15 protein-coding genes are annotated in these 23,906 nt (G+C 40.5%); 6 read left to right on the top strand and 9 right to left on the bottom strand.

The genetic code is table 11. The annotated features are described in order from the left end of the window. Nucleotides 1-356 precede the first annotated feature (356 nt). Nucleotides 357-4,328, top strand: a complete 3,972-nt coding sequence (locus tag FCR06_RS09055) for a beta strand repeat-containing protein (RefSeq protein WP_138498755.1) — start codon at nt 357-359, stop codon at nt 4,326-4,328. Nucleotides 4,329-4,480: 152 nt separating this feature from the next. Here the strand turns inward: FCR06_RS09055 and FCR06_RS09050 are convergent, their stop codons facing one another. After that, nucleotides 4,481-5,527 carry a 3-deoxy-7-phosphoheptulonate synthase gene (locus FCR06_RS09050; RefSeq protein WP_138498753.1) on the bottom strand — a complete coding sequence of 349 codons (1,047 nt, stop codon included), beginning with the start codon at nt 5,525-5,527 and terminating at the stop codon, nt 4,481-4,483. A 434-nt stretch (nt 5,528-5,961) separates the two neighbouring features. Here FCR06_RS09050 and FCR06_RS09045 point away from each other — a divergent pair, with 434 nt between their 5' ends. After that, nucleotides 5,962-6,507: a GNAT family N-acetyltransferase gene (locus FCR06_RS09045; RefSeq protein WP_223280083.1), complete on the top strand. Its 546-nt coding sequence runs from the start codon at nt 5,962-5,964 to the stop codon at nt 6,505-6,507. Here the strand turns inward: FCR06_RS09045 and FCR06_RS09040 are convergent. The 7 genes from FCR06_RS09040 to FCR06_RS09010 form a co-directional block, all read right to left on the bottom strand. Continuing rightward, nucleotides 6,448-7,236, bottom strand: a complete 789-nt coding sequence (locus tag FCR06_RS09040) for an SDR family oxidoreductase (protein ID WP_138498750.1) — start codon at nt 7,234-7,236, stop codon at nt 6,448-6,450. The two genes, FCR06_RS09045 and FCR06_RS09040, sit on opposite strands and share 60 nt — an antisense overlap. A gap of 65 nt (nt 7,237-7,301) precedes the next feature. Then, nucleotides 7,302-8,123: an NADPH-dependent oxidoreductase gene (locus tag FCR06_RS09035; RefSeq protein WP_138498748.1), complete on the bottom strand. Its 822-nt coding sequence runs from the start codon at nt 8,121-8,123 to the stop codon at nt 7,302-7,304. A gap of 273 nt (nt 8,124-8,396) precedes the next feature. Further along, the gene (locus FCR06_RS09030; protein ID WP_138498746.1) at nt 8,397-9,515 is read right to left on the bottom strand and encodes a sulfonate ABC transporter substrate-binding protein; all 1,119 of its coding nucleotides are present in this window, start codon (nt 9,513-9,515) and stop codon (nt 8,397-8,399) included. A gap of 369 nt (nt 9,516-9,884) precedes the next feature. Beyond that, nucleotides 9,885-10,643: a class II aldolase/adducin family protein gene (locus FCR06_RS09025; RefSeq protein ID WP_138498745.1), complete on the bottom strand. Its 759-nt coding sequence runs from the start codon at nt 10,641-10,643 to the stop codon at nt 9,885-9,887. After that, nucleotides 10,627-11,298, bottom strand: a complete 672-nt coding sequence (locus FCR06_RS09020) for a cysteine dioxygenase family protein (protein ID WP_138498743.1) — start codon at nt 11,296-11,298, stop codon at nt 10,627-10,629. The genes FCR06_RS09025 and FCR06_RS09020 overlap by 17 nt, the downstream gene beginning before the upstream one ends. Before the next feature lie 137 nt (nt 11,299-11,435). Then, nucleotides 11,436-11,639, bottom strand: a complete 204-nt coding sequence (locus FCR06_RS09015) for an RRXRR domain-containing protein (protein ID WP_138498741.1) — start codon at nt 11,637-11,639, stop codon at nt 11,436-11,438. An 812-nt stretch (nt 11,640-12,451) separates the two neighbouring features. Next, nucleotides 12,452-13,348 carry a LysR family transcriptional regulator gene (locus FCR06_RS09010; protein ID WP_138498739.1) on the bottom strand — a complete coding sequence of 299 codons (897 nt, stop codon included), beginning with the start codon at nt 13,346-13,348 and terminating at the stop codon, nt 12,452-12,454. 262 nt (nt 13,349-13,610) lie between these two features. On the opposite strand from FCR06_RS09010, the gene FCR06_RS09005 reads away from it, so the two are divergent. The 4 genes from FCR06_RS09005 (at nt 13,611) to obgE (ending at nt 21,276) form a co-directional block, all read left to right on the top strand. Next, nucleotides 13,611-16,910, top strand: coding sequence for an efflux RND transporter permease subunit (locus tag FCR06_RS09005; RefSeq protein WP_138498737.1), 3,300 nt, complete (start codon nt 13,611-13,613; stop codon nt 16,908-16,910). 458 nt (nt 16,911-17,368) lie between these two features. Further along, on the top strand, nt 17,369-19,216 hold the full coding sequence (locus tag FCR06_RS09000; protein WP_138498735.1) for an IucA/IucC family protein: 1,848 nt from the start codon (nt 17,369-17,371) through the stop codon (nt 19,214-19,216). A 236-nt stretch (nt 19,217-19,452) separates the two neighbouring features. Continuing rightward, nucleotides 19,453-20,127, top strand: coding sequence for a Mo-dependent nitrogenase C-terminal domain-containing protein (locus FCR06_RS08995; protein ID WP_138498733.1), 675 nt, complete (start codon nt 19,453-19,455; stop codon nt 20,125-20,127). 126 nt (nt 20,128-20,253) lie between these two features. Continuing rightward, nucleotides 20,254-21,276: a GTPase ObgE gene (gene obgE / locus FCR06_RS08990; protein WP_138498731.1), complete on the top strand. Its 1,023-nt coding sequence runs from the start codon at nt 20,254-20,256 to the stop codon at nt 21,274-21,276. Between the two features lie 72 nt (nt 21,277-21,348). On the opposite strand, the gene FCR06_RS08985 is transcribed toward obgE, so the two are convergent. After that, complete coding sequence (locus FCR06_RS08985; protein ID WP_138498729.1) at nt 21,349-23,721, bottom strand: PAS domain S-box protein; 2,373 nt, start codon at nt 23,719-23,721, stop codon at nt 21,349-21,351. Nucleotides 23,722-23,906: the final 185 nt, after the last annotated feature.

Genomic DNA, 23,906 nt, shown 5'->3' with positions numbered 1-23,906 from the left:
GTTTTGAATTTGGAGCATTCCAACTCGATTTTTCAACTCTTGTTTATCAATGTCTATGGCAGATATTTGCCTATGCGACTGATAAAGGATGATTGAAATTAGCTTGAAACTAGTTTTTTGTGAATCTACACGCTGACAAACTTTAGGCGGCTTTAAGATTTAGATAGTCCCAAGTGCTTGGATAAGTAATACTTGCAAGTTAATTAAAAGGAGAAGATTCATCAAAAATTTATAAGCTTCAACAATGATAAAAGTATGTCGAAAGCCTCAACTTTCGGCAAATTTTTGTGCCCTCCAACACGAAAAGTTGAAAACTCAAAATAACTCCCAAACATCTATTAAAGAAGGAGAAAATAATGACATTTACTACTATTGGAACCAATGGCAATGACACCCTATACGGCACTAACGACGACGCCAACATAATTAACGGTAAAGCTGGGGATGATATCATCACAGGTGGTTATGCCAACGATACTTTAACGGGTGGGGGTGGCAAAGATACATTTGTTTTTTATGGCTCAGATGACGGCACTGATATAATCACTGATTTCAGTGGTGTAGGTAAAGGAACAAATCCAACAGCAGCAGTAATTGCGGAAGTCGATACCATCAAATTCTTGGATTCTGAATTTACTGCGCGAAATTTGCTACTCACGCAAAATGGTAGCAATCTAGAAATCAGTTTTGAAGGGGGATATAACACAAAAATCATCCTGGAAAACTTCAAATTAGAAAACTTTGATAACCTGAAAGCGGATGGTACAAGACCAGCCATAGGTAATATCTTGTTTAATGGGTTTGAGGAAACTAGTATCACTGATAGTTTTGATGTCCTGGATGCCAACTCTACCGATACAAGCATTGGTATCAAGAACACAGTCACCTTCCTCAATGACCTGAATAACAACATTACAGGTTTAGACAACTCAGATGATGTGGTGAATGGTCAGGGGGGCAATGACAAAATAAATGGCTTAAGTGGTGACGATTTGCTGCGGGGTGGTACGGGCAATAATACTCTCATTGGTGGTCTGGGCAATGATACCCTTGATGCTTCCTATTCCTCTGGAAATAACATTCTCACAGGGGATACAGGGGATGACTACCTTGATATAAGCTATTCTACTGGCAATAATACGGTTTCAGGACAAGATGGGAATGATTACTTTTACACCCGTGGAGTTCAGGGTAGCAACATCCTAAATGGAGGGGATGGCAATGATACGTTCAGTTTGTTTGTCCCATATATTGCTCCCTCTTCCTTAGCAACTCAAACGGTAGACGGAGGGACAGGTGACGATTTGTTAACCGTCGATTCCGATAATGCAACTGAGGGAATCACTTCGACTTTTAATCATGCTACTGATACTGGCTCGATTAAAGTAGGCACATCTCAGATTAATTATAAAAATATTGAACGATTAGATATCTCAGGTACACGCTATGATGACAACATTGTAGGGAGCAATGGCAACGATACTATCAGAGCTAGTCGTGGTAAGGATACTTTAACGGGTAGCGGTGGCAACGATACGTTTGTTTACGACACTTATAACTCGGCTGAAAGTAGTTATACAATCACCGATTTCGGTGGGGTAGGTAAAGGAACAAATCCAACAGCAGCAGTCATTGCCGAGGTGGATACTATCACATTTGAAGACTCCGCCAGAAATATGCTGCTCACTCAGAACGGTAACAATCTGGAAATCAGCTTTGTAAATTTAGCAGACTTGAGTTTTACAGTCATCCTGCAAAAATTCAAACTAGAAGATTTGGAGAACCTCAAAGCGGATGGTACAAGACCAGCCATTGGTAATATCTTGTTTAGTGGGGAAACTAGCATCACCGATGATTTTAATGTTCTTGATGCCGACTCTACTGATACAAATATCGGCATCAAGAACACGGTAACTTTCCTCAATGACCTAGACAACAACATTACTGCTTTAGACAGCTCAGATGATGTGGTGAATGGTCAAGGGGGCAATGATAAAATTGATGGCAAAAGTGGTGATGACCTTTTACGGGGTGGTGCAGGCAATGATACTCTTATTGGTGGCTTAGGGAATGACACCCTCATTGATGATACTGGCAATAACTCCCTTGTTGGTGGTATTGGTGACGATACTTTGAATGTTGACTCTTCAACAGGCAAGAACACTCTCGATGGTGGCGCTGGTAACGATACATTGTATGCTCGAGCTTCAAAAGGCAATAACCTACTCTCTGGCGGGGATGGCAATGATGTTCTTAACGCCTCTGAGCTTCCTACAATATACAACTTCATTGGCTCCTCAGGCAAAAACACCCTCGATGGTGGTGCTGGTGACGATACATTACGCGCTGAGTCTCCAGAAAGTAATAGCTTACTCTCTGGAGAGGATGGGAATGATTATCTTTCCACCTCTGGCTATGATGGATATAGAGTAGACTATTATTTTTCCTCCTCAGGCAATAACACCCTCAACGGTGGCATTGGTGATGATACCTTAAATGCTGGGATTTCAACAGGTAATAACTTACTCTTTGGTGGCGATGGCAATGATGATCTTTCCATCTCTGGCTTTGTCACCGGAACCAGTAGTGGAGATTATTACAATCCCTCCTCTGGCAATAATACTCTCAACGGTGGCACTGGTGACGATACATTGCGTGCTGAGATTTCAACAGGCAATAACTTACTCTCTGGTGGCGATGGCAATGATTCTCTGTATCTAAGCACCTCATCCCCAGATACTGTCCGCTCTTATTTAGTGACTCAAACGGTAGATGGGGGTAAAGGTGACGATTTGTTGAGAGTTGATTACAGCGATGCTACTGGAGGAATCACAACAACATTTAATACCACTACTAACATTGGCTCAATGACAGCAGGCAAGTATCGAGTCAGTTATCAGAATATTGAAAGATTAAATATCTCAGATACAGCCTACGATGACAACATTGTGGGCAGCAATGGCAACGATACTCTCTCTGTGGGCAGTGGTGGCAAAGATACGATAGATGGGGGTAAGGGTGACGATTTGTTGTCTGTCGATTACAGCAATCCTACCACAGGAATTACAACGACTTTCAATGCCACTACTAACATTGGCTCAATCGCAGTGGGCATGTCTGGGGTCGGCTACAAAAATATCGAAAGATTAAATATTTCAGGTACAGGCTATAATGACAACGTTGTGGGAAGCAATGGCAACGATACGCTTTCTACGGGCTATGGTGGCAATGACACAATAGATGGGGGTAAGGGTGAGGATTTATTGTACTTCAATTACTACGATACTAGTCAAGGAATTACAACGACTTTCAATGCTACTACTAATATTGGCTCAATTAAACAGGACACGAGACTAGTTAATTACAAGAATATCGAAGGATTAAATATCTCAGGTACAGTTTACAATGACTTGATTGTAGGGAGCAATGGCAACGATACACTTGATACGGGCTATGGTGGTAATGACACAATAGATGGGGGGACAGGTAACGATTCCTTAACTATCTATTTCAATAATACTATCACAGGAATCACAACGACTTTCAATGCTACTACTAATACTGGCTCAATTAAACAGGGCACGAGACTAATTAGCTACAAGAATATCGAAGGATTAAATATCTCAGGTACAGTTAACAATGACTTAATTGTAGGGAGTAATGGAAACGATACACTTGATGCAGGCGATGATGGCAATGATACAATAGATGGGGGGACAGGTAACGATTTATTATCTGTCGATTTTGGAAATGCTACCGCAGGAATCACAACGACATTCAATGCTACTACAAACAAGGGAGAAATTACGGCTGGTACGAGATTAGTTAGCTACAAGAATATCGAAGGATTAAATATTTCAGGTTCTTACTATGATGACTTAATTGTGGGGAATAATGGCAATGATACCCTCACAGGTGGCAGCGGTAATGATACCCTCAAAGGTGGTAATGGTAATGATGTCTTCATAAATGGTGGCAGCGGTAATGATAGCCTTTATGGGGGAGCTGGTACTGATACCTTTGTTTTCAATACTTTCAGTGAAGGCGTTGAGCGCATTTATGACTTTAACGCCACTAATGAACTAATTGAGATATCAATTGCTGGTTTTATTAGCGACTTATCACCAGGTGTACTAAAAGCTAGTCAGTTTACAACCGGAGCATCTGCAACCACAAGTAGTCAGCGATTTATATATAACTCGACTACAGGTGGATTGTTCTTTGATGTGGATGGTAGCGCAGGTGCGTTTACTCAGGTGCAGTTTGCACAATTATCTCCTGGATTGTCACTAACCAATAACAATTTTATGGTTTTTTATAGTTATTAGCACTTTATCACTCTAAGCAAAGAAAAATAGGAAATTGTCGGATTACGATGTTCTTAAAACAGATGAGGGAGAAGAGATAGTATTTTCTCCCTTATCTTCCCCAGAAAGACAATTTTTGAATACGGAATTAATATTCTAGTTTCTCAAATAAGTCACTTCAGTTTTTCATGAGCAGCCAAAATAATTTTCTCTGTTTCTTCCCAGTTAATGCATTTGTCAGTTACAGAAACACCATATTTTAATTCTTCTTTTTTACCAGTAATTGGTTGATTACCTTCATAAATATTCGATTCCAGCATCATGCCAACTATTGATGTATTGCCATCCAATATTTGCTCAATAACATTTTCTAAGACAGCAGACTGTAGTTTGTAGTCTTTATTTGTATTGCCGTGGCTACAATCGATGACAATTCTTGGTGGTAAATTTGCCTCTTTTAATTTCTTTTCTACGAGACTGATGCTGACTGGATCAAAGTTGGGCTGACTACCACCTCTTAAAATAACGTGACCATAGGCATTACCTTTGGTTTGAAATACGCTGACTTGTCCGTTTTGATTAATTCCTAGAAAATTATGAGGGTTTCTAGCTGATTGTAGGGCATTCAAAGCTACTTGAATATTGCCGTCAGTACCGTTTTTAAAACCAACAGGCATGGAAAGTCCGCTGGCCATTTCCCGATGAGTTTGTGATTCGGTTGTGCGTGCCCCAATGGCAGACCATGTAATCAATTCGCTTATGTATTGAGGGATGATTGGATCTAATGCTTCTGTGGCAGCAGGTAGTCCCAATTCTGTAATTTTTAATAACAGTTCGCGTGCAATTAATAAACCATTCTCTACATGAAAAGAATCATCCATCTCTGGGTCATTAATTAATCCTTTCCAGCCTACAGTTGTTCTGGGTTTTTCAAAGTAGACTCGCATAATTAGTAGTAGCTTATTTTGGACTCGCTCTGCTAATGATTTCAATCTTTGGGAATATTCGATCGCTGCTTTGGGATCGTGGATCGAACATGGCCCAACTACTATGAATTTTCGGCGATCGCGAAAATCCAAAATCCCTTCTATTTCTTCTCTATACCTTAAAACTGTTTGTTCTGCTAATTGAGTTAATGGTAATTTCGATTTAATTTCTTTGGGAGTTAAGAGAACCCGATGGTTGTCGATGTTTGCATTAAACAATTTGTGGTTGTGCATGTAGATTTTCTCTAAATTTATGCTATTCTCTTTCTCAGTGCAACTTAATATACACAGGCTTAATCAAAAATACAAGATATTAGATATTTCACCATTCAAAAATTTATAATTAAACTTTATTTAAGTCAAGCAATTACTATTAAGAATATTTGAGTTATTGCGATATTGCTGTTTTTAATTGAGTAAAATATAAATAAATGCACAGTTTGGGATTTATGTCAAGATAAGCCAAAACATCAGAGAAAATGTTGTTTTCAGGTTATAGCAAGAGGTCTATTGTTTCTTGAAGTACTATCACTATTATTGCAGATAGAGGCTTTGATATCGTGTCCAATTGCAAACCAATCGCTACAGCTGACACCAACTAAAGTCTGAAACGCTTCGGTGACTAGTTTTGAATCAGATTAAGAAATATTGTTTTTGCTTGATTGATTATGTATATAAAGGTGCTATCTGCTTCCATTGATGACAAACCACTCATCCAACAGATGATGGAGCTTTATCAGTATGACTTTTCAGAATTTGAAAATCAAGATCTCAACGAACATGGTTATTTTGGATACCCATATTTAGACTATTACTGGATCGAAGGCGATCGCTATCCGTTCATTGTGCGAGTAGGTGGAAAACTTGCTGGATTTGTTTTAGTGAATCAGTTCACATATATTCCAGACAGTCAATATTCTATGGCAGAGTTTTTTATTTTACGAAAATACAGGCAACAAGGAATTGGTAAGTTGGTTGCTTATCAAGTCTTCGACCGATTTTGTGGTAAGTGGGAGATTTATCAAATTAACACAAATACAGTCGCTCAAAAATTTTGGCGCAGTGTGATTGCAGAGTACACAACAGGAAAATTTAGAGAAATTGCGATTAATGATTCCCATCGCCAAGGAACGATTCAATATTTTGACAACACCTTAAAATGTTCCTTGAATAATTCCGCCATCTACTTGCAGCATAACTCCATTTACAAATGAGGCTGCTGGTGAACTCAAAAATACTGCAACATTGGCAAACTCTTCTGGTGTCCCCATGCGGCCTAAAGGAACTTTTGCATTGATTTTGGTAATTTCTGCTTGTTTTGTTTCACCAGTTTTAGTAATCTGGGCATTAATTAATTCTTCAACTCGTTCTGTATATGTCCAACCTGGTAAAATGCTGTTGACGCGAATTTTATCGTTACCCAGTTCTTGGCTGAGAGTTTTAGTTAAACCAATCACAGCTAAGCGAAGAGAATTAGATAATACAAGATTTTGAACTGGTTGTTTGGTTGAGGTGGAAGTGATGGTTAGAATTGCTGCTGCTGTTGACTGGCGTAAGTGAGGTAAAGCGTATTTTACCAAGCGGACTGCACTCAGCAAAGTTAAATTGAGCGAAGTTTCCCAAGTTGCTAAATCGATATCATCAAAAGTGCCAGCTGGTGGCCCTCCGGCGTTAGTAACGAGGATATCCAACCCGCCAAATTTCTCTACTGTGGTATTAATTACCCGTTCAATATCTGCTTGGTTGGTAACATCTGCACGCAGAGATAGCACTTGTGTATCTGTTTCGTTCGCAATCTCAGCAGCAGTTTTGTCAATTAACTCACTGCGGGCGCAAATGGCAACCTTTGCACCCTCACGGGCAAATTGCCTTGCTGTAGCTTTGCCTAAACCTTTACTAGCAGCTATTACTAAGGCGACTTTGCCACGGAGTTGCAAATCCATAATTTTGATATTTTTTGTTTATTGAACAGAATTCAGGAGTCAGAATTTTCATTTCTGATTCCTGCTTATAGTAACTTGAAGCCTAAGTTATTTAGAACTTCTCGCAAGCGATCGCGTCCTCTGAGCGACTCGACAGTTGCGACGCGTCCGGCTGAGTGTTCTGACCAATCGCCAGCAATATTCATCTTTTGTTCAATATAGAACTCTTTGATGATGTCGTTGTAGTGAGCGATCGCTTCGTCTTGTTCTGTTAATTTATAAGTTTCCCGGTGTAGCACAGCTGATTGTGGTAACCGTGGTTTAATTGCAGCAGCCACTTCTGGATTTGGATAACCTACACACAACCCAAATACAGCATAAACAGAGTCAGGCAAATTCAATATCTGTGCTACTTCTTGGGGACGATTGCGGATTCCACCGATATATACTGTTCCCAAACCGAGGGACTCAGCTGCTACTGTGGCATTTTGCGCCGCCAATGTAGCATCAACTGTTGACATGACAAACATTTCCAAATATTCCAAACCATCATGAGATATGCCGCAACTGTCAGCAACATGAGTTAGACGCGCTAAATCTGCTAACCACACTAAGAATAAAGGTGCTTGTCGAATGTGTGCTTGATCCCCTGCTAGCTTGGATAACTCATCTTTGCGTTGTTGATTTTCGACTGCTACCACACTCCAAGTTTGCAAATTCGAGGAAGTAGATGCAGATTGAGCAGCTGCAATTAGCAACTCCAGGGTTCCTGCTGGTAAAGGGTCGGATAGATAAGCACGAATCGAACGGTGAGATAATAGTGATGTCAGAGAATCATTCCAGGCAATTTCCAGATTGAAGGGAATTTCACCGTAACGCGATCGCAGTAATTCTATAGGATTAGTCATAATTAATTCTCCGATTCCAAATTTCAAAATTGTCAGTTTTTTTTAGTCAGAATTCAGTACTCAGGAGGAGCCAGTGCGGTTTTGGGATTTCACGCCACTTCCTACAACTCTTAGAACCACCAAGGGCGGAGTGGCTCCTGAAATCAAGCAACTGGTGTTGAAAATTTATAATTGTGGGTTTGGCATGATTCACCACGAAAAAAGGGAATTTAGGAGTTAAATTTTTATATTATTTTAACTTCTGAATTCTGGAATTTTATTCCTAATTCTAAACTAAGTTTTGGGTGATAACGCAGTATATTGTTCTTTTGTCAATACAGCATCTTTGACATTCACCTGTTTGGGAATTAACTTCAATTTATAATAGGTATCTGCAACACCTTGCTGTAAATTTATCAGATTGTCATCAATTGCTACAAGACCAAAAGTCCGCCTGTTAGTTGCTTTTCTCATCGTTTCTAGGTCAATTCCTAACGCAGGTGCTAGAGTTTTTGCTACTTCTTCTCTATTTTGTTTAGACCATTCTTCTAAATTTTGAATTTCCTCTAGTATTACTTTTACAGTTTGGGAATTTTCCGTGACAAATTTGCGGCTCATTAAATAATATCCTCCCTGTTTATTAATTCCTGTACCATCAATCAAAACTCTCGCTTTAGTTGCCTCTTGAGCTGCTGCATAGAAGGGGTCCCAAATCACCCAGGCATCTACACTACCCTTAACAAATGCAGCACGAGCATCGGCTGGTGCCAAATACTTAGGTTCAATGTCTGTATATTTCAATCCTGCTTTTTCTAATGCTTGGACTAACAATAAGTGAGCGCTAGAGCCTTTTTGAAAGGCAACCTTTTTACCTTTAAGGTCAGTAAGTTTTTGAATTGATGAATTCTCCGGAACAAGAATTGCTGAACTGGCTGGAGTAGCAGCAGTACCAACAACATAAATCAGTGATGCTCCTGCTGCTTGAGCAAATATTGGTGGTGATTCTCCTACAGGGCCGATATCAATACTACCCACATTCATCGCTTCTAAAAGTTGGGGTCCTGCTTGAAATTCAGTCCACTGTACAGTTATACCTTCTGGTGCTAAACGCTTTTCTAAAACACCCTTGGTTCTGAGTAAAATCGTTGATTTTTGATAACCAAATTTTACTACTGTTGCTTTATTGTTAGTAGAATTAGTTACAGATGCAGAGGTAGCACTGGTAGTAGGAGTAACTGTTGGTGTTGATGAGCAGGCGGTAAACAGCAAACTCAAACATAGCCCTGTAACAAAAGCTCCCGCAATTGGTACTGAGCAAGAGAATAATTTCTGTTGGTTCTTAAATAAGATATTTCTCAACTGGATCGATGATATCCACTTTCTAATCAAGAGGCGAAAAATTAAACTAATCATCAAAATGATTTCTCCGATCTATACAAATACTATAAACCTATATGTATACCGTAGTATACATAAATAACTCTTTCTATATAGCCTCCTTCTACGTAAGTAAAAAATATTTTTGACTGTTTAAAAACTCGTAATAACTGCTGTACCTGGGTGGTTTTGCCCACACTTAAAAAAGTTAATCAATTATCACTTTTATAGAACAGACCGTTTAAGGTTGTGTTGCAAAAACTTGTTGAAGAGAAAAATTCTAGATAAATCAGAACGAATTAGGCAGTAATACTGAATATTTGAGCAACAAATTTCATTTGAGTAATAATGTCTCCTTTTTCAACTCCCTACTCGTTTTTACAACACAACTCGAAAAATACAATCTTAATCGAGCAAATCAGGTTCTTCCCGCACAATCCTTTCGTAAAGTGGCTGGAAGCTAAACCACCCACTTGTAGGCGCTCCCACTTGAGTGTGTGTTAAACGGGCTGTTTCGTGTTGAATAATACTGGGTCTACCTGCGGCTTCTGCCAACAATTGTGCTTGGCACGATCGCTCAAGACTAATGTACCAAAAAGCGGCTTCATCTACCGTATGTCCCACAGTTAAAATGCCGTGGTTACGCAGGATGATAGCTTTGTTTTCCCTTAAAGCTTGTGCAAGTCGCTTGCCTTGCTCGGTATCTAATACTCCTGTATCATCTTCAAACAAAGCATGGTCTTCATAAAAGGCACAAGAATCTTGAGTTAAGGGGTCAAGCAGACGACCCAAACTCGACCAAGCTTTGCCATAAATTGAATGAGCGTGTGCAGCTGCAATCACATCAGGTCGAGCCTCATGAATCTGAGAATGAATAACGAAGGCAGCTTGATTGACCTGAGCATCGCCTTTGACCACCTCACCTTCTTTATTAACCAAGATTAGGTCAGAAACTCGGATATGACCGAAGTATATGCCCAATGGATTGATCCAGAAATGATCTGTAAACTCCGGATCGCGTACTGTAATATGACCTGCAATGCCTTCACAGAAGCCGAAGCGACAAAACAAGCGAAAAGCAGCGGCTAGGCGTTGCTTGCGATGGAGACGTTCATCTTCAACTTGCTCGAATACAGGGGGTTGCGGTCTATCGTAGTTGGGCATATTCTTTATCCTCCTCTTTGCAAGGAGCATTGGAATATCCAGAGCGAAAAGATTTGACGCTGTGAGATTCTGGAATAAACTGGTGACGCCAGATGCAACCAGTATCATTGCCTAAAAGATGGATAGATACAGATTCGCTCTCAGATGTGGTTTTGACCGCATGGATATCACCATCTGGAGGTAGGAGGCGGTAAATATCTCCCCTTTGAAGCGAGCGCACTTGTGTTACTTGTAATTGTGCATGTCCTGCGGCATTACCGTTATCTACACGCTGATAAACTGTTTCTTGTTGATTGCCTTTGTATAAACCAATCAATCCCCAAGCTAAATGGTCGTGGACGGGAGTGGTTGAACCTGGAGGAATCACCAAGCTAAATACTGACAAAGAACGGTCTTGAGCGCGATAAAGTAGCCACTGACCAATACCACCGCCCATTTGACTTTCAGGATTGACCTGGGCAAATTTTTCTGGTAACCATTGCTGTTGAGTAAGTAGCTCTTGAAAATAGGGTTCTAATATAGCCAGAGTTTGTGTACTAACACCAGTAGCACCTTCCGTAATTTTACGTACTGTTGCCACAAGCGATCGCAGTTCTGGGCTTTCAACAAACCATTGGTCTTCTGGTAATGGTTCTAAAATAGTATCGTTCGTCATCTATATTCCTCATTAATTTAAGTAAGTCGGCGTCAATATACGTCGTTGCTTACTTAATCTTTATTTAAATACTTTCGTTTTATTGTGCCAACCTAATGACGAAATTTTTTACTTTTGGCGATCGTAGTACTATATTTTTATTTTTTATTTTTGACATCAGGGTGAATTTTGAACCCAAGTTGCTCAAGTTTTAAATGGGAAAACGGCTCCTTGAGAATGATAGTAAAGGGATATCGCTGAAATACGGCAGCTTTACCTTGTGATAATAGCAGCCTAGCACGGCTGATACGCACTGGGTATAACGGTTGTTGATTGGCATCGAGAATCAGAACTTTGGTCATGTATTAAATTCCTTAAGGATAAAGTTAGTAAGCAGTCAGGGCAAATACACTAGAATTGGTGAAGTCAGAATTAAAATAGGCTCTGTAGTTAGCTACCAGACCTAGACAATGTACTTCAGGCTTGTTGAAATCTGCTGTAAAACTTTATTGATATTAATTGCCGAAATTACAGCTAAAATCATTCCTCTACTCTCCTTTGAATAAGTTTTAAAAACGAGAAAATTATGCTCTTTTTTACCTTGCTTTCTCAACTTCTACTTAGCTGTAGAATAAATTCCAGTAGCAACCTCTACCCTTGGCGGTAAAATTTTTTGCTCCTGCATCCAGTCAAGCGTCTTCTGAAGTTTGGTAATTTCACTACAGTTAGGCGTGACAAGTGCCTGCCATTCTTGATTCTTAGTTACCTAGATCAGAATGAAAGTCTAAAATTAAACTCCATCACTCTCGTCTTAATTGCCCATTGAGCTATAGTATTAATTTATAAACTACGTTATCTCGGTCGAATAAGTGTAGTTTAATAACAACAGAAATTATCACATACAAATTAAAAAAGCAAGTCATCGAAGAGGACAAGCACAAAAGTCACCAGCGCCCCAAGCCAATGCTGGTGATATCATGTCCGTTCAAATAACCGTGATTGCGATCGTAGGGAAGCAGTCTCAAAAACGTTATAATTGCGTCGTTTCACTTGCTACGGAGATATCATAGGTGATTTATTGCACATTATAGTGACTTCTGTTTTGGGACTGACAAATAAAAATATTCCCCTGCTCACACTCAACAGCCATCAGTCACCAGTCACCAGTCATCATTCAGCTACTTGGCTGACTCACATCAAGACAAGCTTGCACAAAGTCTTGAACAACGCTGTTTAAAGAATCTCGTCGCCACGCCACAGCTAGCACACTGGGGCTGACATCCTCAACTCGGCGGAAAGTTTGTCCGGACAACATGTAAACTTGTGTGCTGCTTTCCGAAACTAGTGCTATTCCTTGATTATTAATCACCGCCTCCATTGCTTCATTAGTATTATTTACTTCCGTGCCAAAAACGATTGGATGTCCGTCACGCTCATTTTTTGCTAACCAGTAATCTCGCCATATTCCTGTTTCAGCGGGTACTGAAATAAACGGTTCATTAACCAAATCAGCTATCTGCAAGACTTCGCGCTGCGCCAGTGGATGCTCAGATGATAAAGCAACCCATCTTGGCTCAACCAATAAGATTTCAGTGAATAATTTTTCTTGTTTGGGAACTGGTAACCATAATAAAGCAACATCAGTATTGTCAGAAAGTAGTCCAGCCGTAGGATCTGAGAACTCAAAGAAACGAATCGCCACCTTCCATCCTGGTTGTAGGGCTTGAAACCGTGAAAGGATAGATTTTGTTAATTCATTGCCAATCCGACAAATAAAACCAACCCGCAATGTCTGCGTTTCCCTTGCTGCTACTTCTCGCAGCTTTAATAAAGTAAACTGCCAATCTTCGATTAGTCCTTCGGCTAAAGGCAAGAGTGCTTCACCAGCAGCAGTCAGTTTCACTTCTCGACTATTACGGCGCAGTAATTCAATGCCCAATTCCCGCTCTAGTTGGCGAATTTGCTTAGATAATGCTGGTTGTGAGATATATAGGCGTTCAGCAGCACGGGTGAAGTTCAACTCTTCAGCCACGGCAACAAAGTAACGAAGCAAGCGTAAATCTGCATCCATGCTGTTTAATAGTTTTTATTTATTCTTTTTGGTTATAGCAATATATCTTGGACTTTTGAGACAGTTTGCGATAAAAACTTTTAATAAGTCAGGGATTGGAGATTGGGGATTGGGGACTGAAAATTGGGGACTGGGAATTGGGCACAAGATGCTCCAGGTGCAAAGTTCTGGGGAAAGACTTGCTGCAATTCTTCTACTCTCTGCTTGCCATTACCCAGCTCCTATTCCCCAATCCCCAGCCCCCAATCCCAATCCCTAGCCTATGTTTGTCAACACTTTTATCAGACGCCCAGTTCTGACTACTGTCTGTACATTCATCATTTTGCTGCTAGGAAGCATTTGTATTCCTATCCTGCCGATTTCTCAGCTACCAGATCTGGCCCCGGTGCAAATCACTGTTAGCTCCAATAATATTGGTGCAGATGCTCAAACAACAGAAAGCACTGTTACTAACATTATTGAGCGACAAATTAATGGAGTTAAAGATGTATCTTATATATCTTCTAATACGGGTAATGATGGTTCAAGCAATATAACTGTTTCCTTCCCAACTAATGTTAATAGTGATATTGCTCAAGTAAACGTTCAAAATAAAGAAGCTCTCTCCGATCCTCAATTGCCGGATACTGTTAAACGAACTGGTGTGACTGTTGAAACAGCATCAAGTAGTTTGCTTCTCGTATTTGGGTTCTTCTCAGAAAATAACGAATATGACAACATTTTTATTAGTAATTATGTTGACCTATTTATTCTCGATCAGATTAAACGAATTCCTGGTGTAGGAAAAGCCACTATTTTTGGAGAACGCAAATATGCAATGCGTCTTTGGCTCGATCCCAACAAGCTTGCTCAACATCAACTAACTCCTCAAGATGTGACAACTGCCCTGCAAGAACAAAATATTCAGGTAGGTGCAGGGGCAATTGGTAAGGAACCAGCCCCAGATAATCAAAGCTTTGAATTTGCTTTACGAGCAAGCAGTCGATTCAAAGATGCGGCTGAATTTGAGGAGATGGTGTTGAAGGTGGGTCAAAGTGGTACTGCGAACACTAATACCCTAGTTAAAGTTAAAGATGTCGGTCGAGTTGAACTAGGAGCAGAGAGCTATCTTGCTGATGCCAAATTCACCCTTCCAGGAAATGCTCCTAAGCCTGCTGTGGGTTTAGGGATATATCAACTTCCAGGCAGTAATGCTTTACAAGTTGCCCATGCTGTTGAAGAACAAATTGCAACATTAGCAAAGAGTTTTCCACCAGGACTCAAAGCCGAGCTAGCATTTGATACCACTCCATTTGTGGAAATTTCCTTAGAAGAGGTGCTACACACCCTGGTTGAGGCGATTGTGCTAGTGGTCTTAGTAATTTTTGTTTTTTTACAAGACTGGCGTACCACAATCATTCCTACTGTTGCGATACCCGTGTCCTTGATTGGGACATGTGCAGCTCTTTTGGTTTTAGGATTTCAAATTAATACACTGACCTTATTTGGTTTCGTTTTGGCGATCGGTATTGTCGTTGATGATGCAATCATTGTCGTGGAAGCTGTTGCAGTCAAACTGGAACAGGGCTTGAAGCCGTTTGATGCAGCGGTGGAAGCGATGAAAGAGTTGACGGGAGCAATCATTGCTACTTCACTGGTATTGATGGCGGTATTCATTCCGGTTGCATTCATCCCCGGCACTACTGGTATTGTCTACAAACAATTTGCCTTAACCATTGCTTGTTCGATTGGAATTTCGACTTTCAATGCTTTAACTTTCTCTCCGAGTATGGCAGCGATCCTGATGCGCCCAGCTCAAACTCCACGCGGCCCTTTAGGCTGGTTTTTTACACAGTTTAATCGAGGATTTGGCTGGTTCACCCGCCGATATGTCAGGTTTGTGAGCTATCTTACCCATATTAAGGCAGTTGTGATTGGAGTTTTTATCGCTGGTTTACTGGCAACGGTTTTCATGTACAAAACAGTGCCTACCGGATTTATTCCAGAGGAAGACCAAGGCTACTTCTTTGTAATTGTCCAAGGGCCTGACGGGGTTTCTTTGAAGTATACAGAATCCGTAATGAACCAGGTTGTCAAGGAAATCACAGCGCTTCCCCAAGTGAGAGCTAGTTTTATGATTAGTGGCTTTGGTTTCGATGGCAACGCTTCTAATTTAGGTATTGCCTTTGCTAACTTGAAACCTTGGAAAGAGAGAGCCGAACAATCTCAATCTGTTTATGGCATACTTCAGGGGCTAAATAAAAAGCTGTCTACAATTACCGAAGCTAGAGCGATCGCTGTGAATGCTCCTCCAGTTAGAGGGTTAAGTACTACGGGTGGTTTTGAGTTTATCATTCAAGACCGCACGGGCAGTGCGCCGATTCAAACTTTGGTTGATACCACTCAAAAGTTCATTGCCGCAGCAAATAAAAACCCTGCTCTCCAACGAGTCTTTACTCAGTTCACCGCAGACACTCCCCAGTTTGAAATTCAGGTAAACCGCAATCAAGCCAAAGCTCTGAATGTGGAGATTAATGATGTCTTTGGGTCGTTGCAATCTTACTTGGGGTCACAATATGTGAATGACTTTGTTCAAGGACAGCGACAGTACCGGGTATATGTCCAAGCAGATGGAGTTTTCCGGTCAAATCCTGATGATATTGGCAAGTTATACGTTCGCTCATCAACTGGGGCGATGATTCCCCTGAGTAATTTGGTAAAAGTTACTCCCTTTGTGGGGCCGAAAACAATCTCGCATTATAACTTGTATCGCTCAATCAAAGTCCAAGGCGCTCCTGCTCCTGGTGCGAGTTCTGGACAGGCGATTAAAGCGATGGAACAACTAGCAGCAGAGGTTTTACCTCAGGGATTTGGCTACGAGTGGACAGGGACTTATCTCCAAGAAAAGACATCTGGAGGAGCTACCGGACTGATTTTTGCTTTAGCGATCGCGATTGTATTTTTGGTACTGTCAGCTCAGTATGAAAGCTACATTGACCCAATTATTATTTTGTTGACGGTTCCTCTGGCAGTTTTGGGAGCAATGACAGCGATTTGGTTGCGATCGAATATTTTCATGGCAGGTAGCCTATTTCCCAAAGTAGTAGATGATATTTATTGCCAGGTAGGTCTGGTGACATTAATTGGTTTAGCCGCCAAGAACGCGATTTTAGTTGTGGAATTTGCCAATCAGCTGCACGAGCAGGGCATGAGCTACACGCGGGCGGCGGTGAAAGCTGGACAAGAACGTTTGCGACCGATTTTAATGACTTCCTTTGCAGCGCTCCTAGGATTTTTACCCTTGGTGATTTCTGAAGGAGCAGGAGCAAGTAGTCGTTGGTCTTTGGGGACAGCACTGTTTGGAGGGCTACTGCTTTCGACATTCTTGAGTTTGTTCTTAGTGCCAATTCTCTATATTCTGGTTAAGAGTTTGGCTAGAGCGATATTTTATCGTCGGCGAGGCGGAGGCTCAAATCCTCCAGATTCTCCAAATGGAACTTTGGATGGACATAGAGCTTTGCCTGCTGGTTCAATTCAGCCAGAAACACAATTGCGATCGCAGCAGGATGGAGGAATTGTCTAAAAGGGACTAGGGAGCAGTCATTGAAGAGGGCAAAGTGACAAGATGATTCATGGGAGAACTTACAACAAGTCTTTCCGGCGTTCGCAAGAGCGTTTGTGACTTGTGTTTTTGTTTCTCCCTTCCCTTGTCCTTTTATGCGTTCAGCCGGACATCATATCTCTGTTTCATCACTCTGATCAAAGAAAAATCAAATACAAAATCACCAAACCAAGGCAAAGTTAGAGATTTGGGCATTAAATTCTCATATCAAACCTAAAATATTGATTCTTGCGTAAACTATTTTGCAACAGGGATTCCAGAATATTCTCCTAGAGAGAGTCATAGGACGATATCAGTTATGCCTAAATGTTGGTTTGCAAAGTGATACTTCTGTATCAAAATATATTTATCGCGAATTTTTTTCAATTGGTATTAGTTATGGACTCAAAAATCCTTAATTAATTACAGCCAAAATTGAAATGATAAAGCAAACCATCATTACTGCTGCAATGCCACAACTAATTATAAATCGTACTGAAAAAGAAATTGCTGAACAAGCAACAATTCAAAGCTTTTTTAATTGTTACCTGCGAGAAACTGGGGCGGGCAAAAGCATAAAAGCCGATACTCAAGTAATAGACAATGTCATAAATGAGGTATTTACTCGTACCAAAGCAGAGGTATTAATCTGTTGTTACTTAGAGCGTCAAAACATCCAAATATTGGCTGGTTTACGCTATTATTCATTAACTGGACGCCATTTATTTTACTTTCCAATTTATTATCAGGTAGTAGGAAAAACGACTCTTTTAGAAGTCGATTACATTACCTTAATTGGTCTGTTGACAAAAGAATTGGCCTCAGCTGATGGTGGCAATGGGCATGAGGACGAATTGCTACGGCGAGTAGTACAAAGCTGTTGGAATATAGAACAGTTTGTTCGGCAGCGGCGACAGGATGCTGATATTCTTTATGCTTTCAAAAGTAATTTTATTGAAACCGAACAAGCACTAGTTTTTGGGCATCCTTTACACCCAACACCAAAAAGCCATCAAGGTTTTACGCAGAATGAATTAGCTACTTATTCTCCAGAATTGAAAGGGCGTTTTCCTCTGCACTACTTTCGCGCCCATCAGTCGATAGTGCAGTCTGGTTCAGCATTGCCACAAACAGCTATAGAACTGATCAAAGCAGAACTATTGGCAGATACCTGGGTGGATGAAAATTTCAAGATTAACTACTGCCGCCAAGATGAATATGCTTTATTACCGGTGCATCCTTGGCAAGCAAATTTTCTCTGCCATCAAGCAGTAGTGCAGCAGTTATTAAATCAAGGATTACTGCAAGATTTGGGGTTGCAAGGGCGAGATTTTATGCCTACTTCTTCAATTCGCACAGTTTATCATCCTGATGCAAGGTTCATGCTCAAACTGTCTTTAAACGTGAAGATAACTAACTCGATGCGGGCTATCTCGTATAAAGAGTTAAAACGAGCGGTAGAACTTTATCAATTATTGAATACCGAAGTTGGTAACCAACTGAGCGATCGCTTCCCACAATTTTATATTATCCGAGAGCCTGCCTACATCACTTTGAAAATAGACGGCGAACCAAGTAGTGGCTTCGCTTCGCTATTGCGAGAAAATGTTTTCCCAGCCAATCCTGCCACTGATGTAACTTGTTTAATATCCCTATGTCAAGATGCTATGCTTAATTATGGTTCGCGCTTAACAAATATCATCAACTTACTCGCAGAGCGCGAACAACGCACCACAAATGAGGTTAGCCGCGATTGGTTTCGCCGTTACCTAACAATTTCCTTAGAGCCGATTCTTTGGCTTTACTTCACCTATGGCATAGGGTTAGAAGCGCATCAACAAAATAGTGTTTTACAACTACAAGATGGTTATCCTTACCGCTTCTTTTTCCGTGATAATCAAGATTATTATTGTCACCCAGCTTTTAGTGAACATTTAGATAGCATCCTCCCTGGCTTTAGCAACAGAAGCCATACAGTGTGTAAAAATACTGTTGCTGCTGACGAACGCTTGGCTTACTACTTTTTCAACAATAATTTGTTGGGGCTAATTAATGCTTTTGGGGTGGGAGGCTTGGTAGATGAGCAAGTACTTTTAGCAGAAGTAAAAATTGCTTTAAACAAATATGCACATATAGAGCAAGATAGCTCGAAACTTTTGCATCAGCTTCGTCAGCGGCAATGGCGTTGTAAAGCCAATCTCTTATCCCGCTTTCATGACATTGATGAAATGCATAGTTCTTTAGCCACCCACTCGATTTATGTTACTATCGATAATCCTTTTATCTAAGACTAGTATCTGACTTTTTAAAATTACTCGTAGAGATAAGGAACACAAAAGTAAAGAATTAGAGATGTACGGATTTTTTTCAGAAATCAAACCGGATTTGTATATTCTGATTTTGCTCCAAATGGTTACTAAAATAGCCATCTATACTATGAACATTAAAGTATAACCGTAGTAACAGTTTAGCTATCTTCCAAGGTAGCTTAGTATTAATCGAGGAAACCGTGAAGCGTGAGTTTATGACGAGTACCGTTCAATCCCCCTACAGCAGCGAACAAATTGCCGCTTGGTTACGTGGACTGCTTACTGTTGCTTGGGCTGATGGTAATTTTGATGAGCAAGAACAGCAAATAATTGCCAGTATCACTAAACATGAATTAGCTCCTAAGATTCAATGGGACTCATTAGAGATTATTACGCCTGAAGAATTAGCCGCAGTGTTGGGTAAAGGTACAGCAGCGGAAAATTTCTTAAGGACAGCGGTGATGGTAGCGATCGCAGATGGTACTTATTCTCCCAGTGAAGATAAAGTTCTGCAACAGTTTTGCCAAGCCTTAGAACAGCCAGAGAGTTTACTCCAAGCCCTGCGTTACACCTTAGAACATCCACAGCAAATTACCCCCGCCATCCCTGCAACTGGGCTTACAAAACGCCAAATTCATGCACTACATCATGTGCGCGACTGGCTCGATCAATTAGATATCCAAGACCCAAGAGTAGCCCGCTTTTTGTGTAAAATGATTCCCTCCCAGTGCCCCTTTGAACGCGATGTCACCCTATTTAAACGTAAGATTGTGCATATACCTCCGATGTGTAAAATTAACCCATTGTATGAACAACTGGTAGGCTTACGTTTCCGCGCCCTCTCCTATTTGGCAGATAAATGCGGTGAAGATATTTCACCATATATTTAGTCATTGGTCATTAGTCATTAACTTAGGTAGCATAATCTCAAGTAGGAGATTTCGAGAATTACGGGTTTATCAATTGGTAATATTCCAAATGACCAATGATTAATGACTAATGACTAATGACTAACTATGCAATTTATTGACCAAGCAGAAATTGAAGTTGCAGCTGGCAAGGGCGGCGATGGTATTGTGGCCTTCCGGCGCGAGAAGTACGTGCCAGCTGGTGGCCCCTCTGGTGGTAACGGAGGGCGAGGTGGTTCGGTAATTTTTGTTGCCGAGCAAAACCTGCAAACGTTGCTGGACTTCAGATACAATCACCGCTTTCAAGGCGAAAACGGTACTCGTGGAGGCCCGAATAATTGTACTGGGGCTAATGGCAAAGATTTGATGATTGAAGTTCCCTGTGGTACAGCCGTTTATGATGCCCAAACAGGCGAATTGTTCGGGGATTTAATTGAGCCTCAGCAAACTTTGCTTGTTGCTCAAGGTGGTAAAGGTGGACTGGGAAATCAGCATTTTTTAAGTAACCGTAATCGCGCCCCCGAATACGCTCTCCCAGGATTACCAGGGGAAATAAAGCAATTACGTCTTGAGTTGAAACTTTTGGCAGAAGTCGGGATTATTGGCTTACCAAATGCTGGTAAATCGACTTTAATTTCATCTTTATCAGCTGCACGTCCAAAAATTGCAGACTACCCATTCACTACCCTGATCCCTAATTTGGGTGTAGTCAGAAAACCTACTGGCGATGGTACTGTTTTCGCTGACATTCCCGGATTAATTGAAGGAGCTGCCCAAGGGGCTGGACTAGGACACGATTTTTTGCGTCATATCGAGCGCACACGGGTGCTACTGCACTTAATTGATGCCACCAGTGATGATGTGGTTAGAGACTATAATACAATTCAGCAAGAATTAAAAGCTTATGGAAGAGGTTTAGCAGAGCGATCGCAAATTGTGGCGTTGAATAAAGTTGATGCAGTTGATCGCGAAACTGTCGATTTGGAGGCATTAGCTACCCAACTAAATCATCTCTCCTACGCCCCGGTTTTTTTAATTTCAGCAGTTACCCGCATCGGTTTAGAGCCAATGTTACAGCAAATCTGGGAAATTCTTGAGCAAATCAAACCTGCTCAAGAATTAGAGGTATAGAAAATTACTAATTCATAATTAAACTTGTCATTAGTCATTTGTCCTGTGGCAGATTAGCCGATTGAGTACGAATTATCTTGACATACCCTGGTTTAAGGGAATTTTAATTATGAACTCAGTTCCTTGTCCTGGTTGCGAAATACATTGTAAGGAACCACTATGTCTTTCTGTAACAATTTGGTAGCTGATAGCAAGTCCCATTCCCGTACCTTTGCCGATGGGCTTAGTAGTAAAAAACGGATCAAATATTTGTTTTTGTACATCTTTTTGTATTCCCAATCCGTTGTCGGCAATTACAATTGTTACCTGATTTTGCTCCAATAATTCGGTACGAATCTGAATCTTCAGAGTTGGGCATAGAGTAGGTAAACAGGGCATTGGGGGTGTGGGAAGGTTTTTTATAATCTCCCCATTCTCTACTCGCTGTTCTAAAGCATCGATCGCATTTGTCAAAATGTTGATAAATACTTGGTTTAGCTGCCCAGCGTAACATTCAACTAAAGGTAGTTTGCCATATTCTTTGATTACTTCAATTATTGGGCGGTGGTCGTTAGCCTTGAAGCGGTTTTGCAAAATCATCAAAGTACTATCGATCCCCTCATGGATGTCAACTGCTTTCATTTCAGCTTCATCTAAGCGGGAAAAAGTTCGCAGAGAAAGCACAATCTCGCGAATCCTGTTTGCACCAATGTTCATGGAGTTGAGTGTTTGTGGCAAATCTAACTTCAAAAAGTCGAGTTCGATCGCTTCTACAAAATTCTGAATTTCTTGCACGGGTTGAGGATAGTATTTTTCGTAGAGTTCCAAAAGTGAAAGTAAATCTTGGGTGTATTCATTGGCAGGGTTGAGGTTACCGTAGATAAAATTCACTGGGTTATTAATTTCGTGTGCCACTCCTGCAACTAATTGACCCAAGCTCGACATCTTTTCACTTTGAATCAACTGAATTTGGGTGCGTTGAAGTTCCTCAAGTGCTTGTTGAAGTTCTTCAGCTTGTTGTCGTAGTTGTTCTTCTGACTCTAGTAAGGCTTGTTTTGCTCGTCTGCTTTCTGTGATATCCAACACCATCGAAGCAACGCCAATCACCTGACCATCAGCATCTACTAAGGGGTTGTTATACCACTCACAGACCATTGTCTTACCATCTTTAGTGACGTTCTCGTTAACACTAAAACTGCCTCCTTTTTGTGTTAACAAAGCAGTAGCAATCTTATTTACGTGTTTTCTTACATTTTCCGGAATTATAATCTCAAAAGGATTTCCTAGCATTTCCTCTGGGCTGTATCCAAAGATTTTTTCTGCTGCCCGATTCCATGTTTGAATTTCAAAGTTGGTATTCCATTCAATAATGGCTAAAGGTGTTTGTTCAATCAGCAAGGCCAGTCTTTGCTGTGAAGCTTTCAGTTCTGTTTCTGCTTGCTTATATTCGGTAATGTCGCGAAAATACAAAATCCTAGTGTAATAGTCTTCTACGGCTTCATATCTACATACAGGCGCACAATAGCGGTCAAAAGTTTTTCCACATTTGAGTAAAATTTCATCACGGATACTTTCTTCTGGATGTTGATAAAGAAACTCCACTTTAGACAGAAATTCCTCTGGATTGATTAATTGGTCTAGTACCCATCCCAGCAGTTGGTGATCGTCGCCTGTTTGGATAATTTGTGGCGGAATTTGCCATAATTGACAAAATTTCTGATTATATGATGCAACTTGACGATTTTCATCAATAATTAAAATTGCGTCAATCGAAGCTTCTTGCTGGGCTTGCAGCACAGCATTAATACGGTGTAAATCTTGCTCTATTTGTTGACGTTCACCTAATTTGGCTTGCTGTTGGCTATCCTTGACTAAGTAACTATCCGCCACATCTTGGTAACGCCGACGTTCTGATTCTGCTGTTTGATAAGCGATTGTTAGTTCTTTGTTTTGTTGGCGCAGTTCTTCGACGGTTTCCCAAAGTATCTCACAAGTTTGTGTTAGTTTTGTTGTATCAGTAATATTACTAACGTTGCCTGCTTCATTAGCTTTATTTTGCAAAATAAGGTCTCGAATACTACCTACCAGAAATTTATTACTAGTTTCATCTTCAAAGCAAGACTTTTTTATATAAATGAGATGAGTTCTACCCTCAGCATCAGTACAAATATGCTGATTTTCATCAAAAATCTTTGTAGTAAAAATTAGTTCATCTTTTTCCCAAATAATATCAGCTTCCGTTCGAGGAAAAAAATCATAATCTGACTTGCCAATTAATTCTTCTCGGCTGTGACCGACGAAATCACAGAAGCTATCGTTGATTAGTACCCAGTGATGTTGACGGTCTTTGACGAAAATTGGGTCAAGTATGCTATTAATCATCAGATGCAGAAACGCTAAAGAGAAGTGAGGCTGATGAATGTTTTGTTTTTGTGCGCGATTATTTAGGAATCTGGGATGGTTCATACCCGAGTTTATGTCTAAAACCAAGCTAAACAAAAGCTGCTTAGCTAACTATGTGTCAGCATAAGTAGTATTTATTATTCCCAGACTCAATACAGTTGCAACAAATAAGCTAATCTTTAAGTTTTGGTATTTTCAGATGTGTCACCACTTATACTGAGATAATTTACTAATACTTTTTATTAAAA

The sequence above is a fragment of the Nostoc sp. PA-18-2419 genome (genome assembly GCF_005869855.1).
Classification (GTDB): domain Bacteria; phylum Cyanobacteriota; class Cyanobacteriia; order Cyanobacteriales; family Nostocaceae; genus Nostoc.
The sequence above is the reverse complement of the archived record's forward strand: the minus strand, read 5'-3'. Positions and strand labels throughout refer to the sequence as shown.